This is a genomic window from Gammaproteobacteria bacterium, assembly GCA_036381015.1.
Lineage (GTDB): Bacteria > Pseudomonadota > Gammaproteobacteria > Steroidobacterales > Rariloculaceae > ZC4RG20.
The window spans coordinates 1-4534 of sequence record DASVDR010000019.1 but is presented as its reverse complement, the minus strand read 5'-3'; the positions used below and the strand labels follow the sequence as shown (position 1 = coordinate 4534).

The following is a 4534-nucleotide window of genomic DNA, read 5'->3' as shown; positions in this document are numbered from 1 at the left end:
CCCGACAGCCCGATGCTGCGCCGCGGCATCCGCCGCGAAGCGCACAACCACGCGGTTTTCAGCGCGGCGGCGGGTCGCCCGCCCGACTCCTCGAAGCCCTTTTTGGCCCGTTTTCGAGCCCGGCAAATTTGAGCGTTGCGTCACAGTGCGCAGTGTGACCTTCGTCAACACTGCGCATCGAGACGGGCGGGCCGGACGGTGACACCGTTGCCGCGCACCGATCGCCCGGCCAGGGAAGGGGGTGGTTCGAGTATGCCTAAGAGTATCTGGACCGCGTTGCTGATCGTTCTCCTGTGCGCCCCCGTGCGTGCGGAGGATGCCTCCAGGCAGGAGATCCGCAGCCTCGACGAGCAGGTGCAGGAGATCAAATCCGACGTGCTCGCCATTTCCGCAGAGCTGAACCTGCTCGAGGAGAAGCTGCTCTATCCGTCGAACACGCAGGTTGCCGTGTTCGTCGAGTTTGCCGACGGCGAAGACTTCCGGCTCGATGCCGTGCAGGTCTCTATCGACGGCCGCCTCGTCGCGCATTACATCTACAGCTTCAAGGAGCTCGAAGCCCTCCAGAAGGGCGGCGTGCAACGCATCTACACCGGCAACGTGCCGACCGGCGAGCACCAGATCGCGGTGGCCGTCTCCGGCAAGCGGTCCGGCGAGGACTTCAGCCGCTCGCAGACCTTCCCGTTCACGAAAGGGGTCGAGCCCGAGCTTCTCGGCATCACGCTCGCGGCTTCCGGAGACCCGGGAATCCAGCTCGGCAGCTGGTAAGCCCTCGCATGATTCCGCCCCTCCGCAGCCTCGGGCTGCTGCTCATGACCTCGCTCGCCGCCGCGTTCCCGGCGCGGCACGCGCCCGCGGACGAGCTCGAGGATCCCTGGTATGGGGAGGCGCTCTACTACGCATGGCAGGGGCAGTGGTTCGAAGCGCTGTCGCGCCTCGATACGGAAGTCATGCAGCACTACGCGGTGGATGAGCCCGGCCTCGACACGCTGAACTATTACATCGACGACGCCAACTTCGAGCTCGGCGATTTCGAGCTGCGCTACCGCATGCACCGCCGTGCGGGGCGTGCCATCAAGGCCGTGCTCGAAGGCGACGTGGACGAAGAGATCCGCAACGACGCCGCCTACCGGCTGGCGCGCATCCATTTCCAGAAAGGCCAGACGGAGGACGCGCTCGCCGCGCTCGCGCGCATCGAAGGGAAAATTCCCGAGCGCATCCGCGACGACATCGAATTCCTGCGGGCGAACGTCTATCTCGCGCTGAAACGGCCGGCGGATGCCGCCGCGACGCTCGAGCGGATGCAGAGCGGGAAAGACCTCGCGCCGTTCGTGGCCTACAACCTCGGCATCGCCCTGCTCGAGGACGGACGGCAGCAGGCGGCCTTCGAGCAGCTGGACCGCGCCGGCCAGGGCGGCGGCGACGAAGCCGCACTCGGCATGCGCGACAAGGCGAATCTCGTCCTCGGCACGATCCTGCTCGAGGACGGGCGCTACGCCGAATCGAAGAGGTATCTCGATCGCGTGCGGCTGGAAGGCCCGTTTTCCGCGCAGGCGCTCCTGAGCTCCGGCTGGGCGGACGTTTACGCCGGCAACGTCGGGCATGCCGTCGTGCCGTGGCAGATCCTCGTCCAGCGCGACGTCACCGACCTCGCCACCCAGGAGGCGATGCTCGCGCTGCCTTTCGCGTACGGGAAGCTCGAGGTGCACGGCCGCGCGGCGCTGGCCTACGGCCGGGCGCTCGACGCTTATGCCGGCGAAATCGGCAAGCTGGATGCGTCCATCGACAGCATCCGCGAGGGCCATTTCCTGGACGCGCTGGTGCGCGAGGAGATCCGCCAGGACAAGGACTGGGTGATCCGCTTGCGCAAGCTGCCGGACACGCCCGAGACCTATTACCTCATGGAGCTGCTCGCCTCGCACGACTTCCAGACGGGGCTCGAGAACTACCTCGATCTGGCGGACCTGAAGCGCAAGCTCGTCTCCTGGCAGTCGGGCTTCGACGCGTTCGAGGACATGGTGCGCCTGCGCCGTGAGCACTACGAGCCGCTCCTGCCGGGTGTCGATCAGCAGTTCCGCAAGCTCGATTCGCGCATGCACCTGCGCCTCGAGCAGCACGCGGCGCTCGAGCGGACGCTCGAGTCGATGCTGACCGCGCCTCGCCCCGAGTTCCTCGCGACCGCCGGCGAGCGGGCGACGCTGATCCGCCTCGACGCGCTCGAGCAGCAGCTCGAGGGCGCGGACGGGGCTCACCGCGACGCGCTGCTCCGCCGCCTGAACCGTTTGCGCGGCACGATCACCTGGACCCTCTTGACCGAATACCACGAGCGGCTCACCGCGCTCGATCGCAATCTCCGTGACCTGCACGGCGCCGTCGGCGCGCTGCGCGAGCAGTACCAGCAGTTCGTGCGCGTGCGCCAGGCCGCCGTGCACGGCTACGAAGGCTTCGAGGGGCCCATCAAGCGGCTGCGCACGCGCGTCGCCGGTGCGATCGGGGACGTCGACCGGCTGCTGGCGCGGCAGGGCCGCGCGCTGGAAGTCGTCGCCATCGACGAGCTCACGGCGCGCCGGCAGCGCCTGGTCGCCTACGAGGACCAGGCCCGCTACGCGCTGGCCGACAGCTACGACCGGGCGACGCAGACGCAGGCCAGGAGCGAGGTGCAGTCGCCATGATGCGCCGGCTCGCCTTCGTCGCTCTCGCGACCGCTCTCGGCGGCTGCGCCTCGTCGACGTCGACGAAGGGCACGCTCGCCGAGCTCCGCAACGTGGATCCCGAGATCGAGGACGTACGGCTCGACGACAGTTTGGATCTCGCCGCGCAGAGCTACCGGCGCTACCTCCAGGAAACGCCGGTGAATGAGATGACCCCGGAGGCGATGCGCCGCCTCGCGGACCTGCAGATCGAAAAACAGTTCGGGATCATCGGTGCCGGCCCCGGCGAGGACACGCGCGCCGCCCGGAGCGTCGAAATGGCGGCACCGGAAGCGGCCGTGCGCGATGCGCCGGAATTCGCTGCCGCCGCCCGCGGCCCGCCGGTCGCGGCGGAAGGGTCGGAATCCGACCGGGCATTCGAAGCGCGCGCGGCCGGCCCGCAGGCGATCGGGAGCGGCGCTACAAGCGGCGACGTGCTGTTGCCGGACGGTTCCGTCCAGGTCCTGCCGACCGGTCCCGCCGCCGCGATCGCGACCTACGAGAAGATCCTCGAGCTCTACCCGCACTACGAACGCAACGACCAGGTCCTCTACCAGATGTCGCGCGCCTACGACGAGCTCGGGCGCGTGGACGAGGCCATGCAGGTCATGGGGAGGCTGATCGGCGAATATCCGTACTCGAAATACGTCGATGAAGTGCTCTTCAGGCGCGGCGAATACCATTTCGTGCGCAAGCAGTATCTCGATGCCGAGGAATCGTACGCAGCGATCGTCGATCCCGGCTCCGCTTCGTCCTATTACGAGCTCGCGCTGTACAAGCTCGGGTGGTCGCTCTACAAGCAGGAGCTGTACGAGGAAGCGCTGCAGTATTACCTCGCGATGCTGGATCACCGCCTCTCGGTCGGCTACGACTTCGACCAGGTCGGCCAGGAGGAAGACGAGCGGATCGCGGACACGTTCCGCGTCATCTCCCTGAGCTTCTCGAACCTCGGCGGCCCGGAAGTCATCGACGAGTATTTCGCGCGCTTCGGGCACAAGAGCTACGCGGACCGCCTGTACAGCAATCTCGGCGAGTTCTATCTCGGCAAGCTTCGCTACCAGGACGCGGCCGCCGTCTACGCCTCCTTCATCGAGCAGAACCCGTACCATGCGCGTTCGCCGCACTTCAGCATGCGCATCGTGGATATCTACGAGCAGGGCGGCTTCCCGCAGCTCGTCGTCGAGGCCAAGAAGGAATTTGCGTCGCGCTATGCCCTGGGCGCCGAATACTGGAGCTATTTCAGCAAGGACGAGTCGCCCGACGTCCTCGCGCTGCTGAAGACCAACCTTACGGATCTCGCCAACTACTACCATGCGCGCTACCAGGACGCGGCGCTCGAGGACGAGAAGCCCGCGAGCTTCGCGGAGGCGGCGCACTGGTACCGGGAGTTCCTCGCGTCCTTCCCGGCCGACCCCGAGTCACCGTCGATCGACTACCAGCTCGCCGACCTGCTGCTCGAGAACGGCAACTTCGCCGAAGCGGCGGCGGAGTACGAGCGCACTGCCTACGACTACGGGCCGCACGAGCGCGCCGCCGCGGCGGGCTACGCGGCCGTGTACGCGCACCGCGAGAACCTGAAGGTCGCGACCGGCGCCGGGCAGCTCGAGGCGAAGCGGGCGACGGTGGCGAGCTCGCTCGAGTTCGCCGAGACCTTCCCGGAACACGAGGAGGCGCCGGTCGTGCTGGGCGCGGCGGCGGACGACCTGTACACGATGCAGGAGTTCGAGCCGGCGATCGCGGCGGCGCGCAAGCTGATCGAGCGCTATCCGCATGCGGACCCCGCGCTGGTGCGCTCCGCCTGGGTGGTGGTGGCGAACTCTTCCATCGACACCGCCGCGTACCCGGAG

3 protein-coding genes are annotated in these 4534 nt (G+C 67.7%); all 3 read left to right on the top strand.

The genetic code is table 11. From position 1 onward, the window contains the following. The first annotated feature begins 252 nt into the window (after positions 1 to 252). Positions 253 to 765 (top strand): hypothetical protein, encoded by a 513-nt coding sequence (locus VF329_07375; protein ID HEX7080817.1) that lies wholly within the window; start codon positions 253 to 255, stop codon positions 763 to 765. Positions 766 to 773: 8 nt separating this feature from the next. Next, entirely contained in the window at positions 774 to 2669 is a 1896-nt protein-coding gene (locus VF329_07370) for a tetratricopeptide repeat protein (GenBank protein HEX7080816.1), read from the top strand. Further along, the coding region (locus VF329_07365) for a tetratricopeptide repeat protein (GenBank protein ID HEX7080815.1) at positions 2666 to 4534 on the top strand (1869 nt) is incomplete at its 3' end. The genes VF329_07370 and VF329_07365, both read left to right, overlap by 4 nt.

Bases quoted from the DNA above. Each gene is read 5' to 3' on its own strand.
- VF329_07375 (HEX7080817.1), top strand. From the start codon at position 253: ATGCCTAAGAGTATCTGGACCGCGTTGCTGATCGTTCTCCTGTGCGCC.
- VF329_07370 (HEX7080816.1), top strand. From the start codon at position 774: ATGATTCCGCCCCTCCGCAGCCTCGGGCTGCTGCTCATGACCTCGCTC.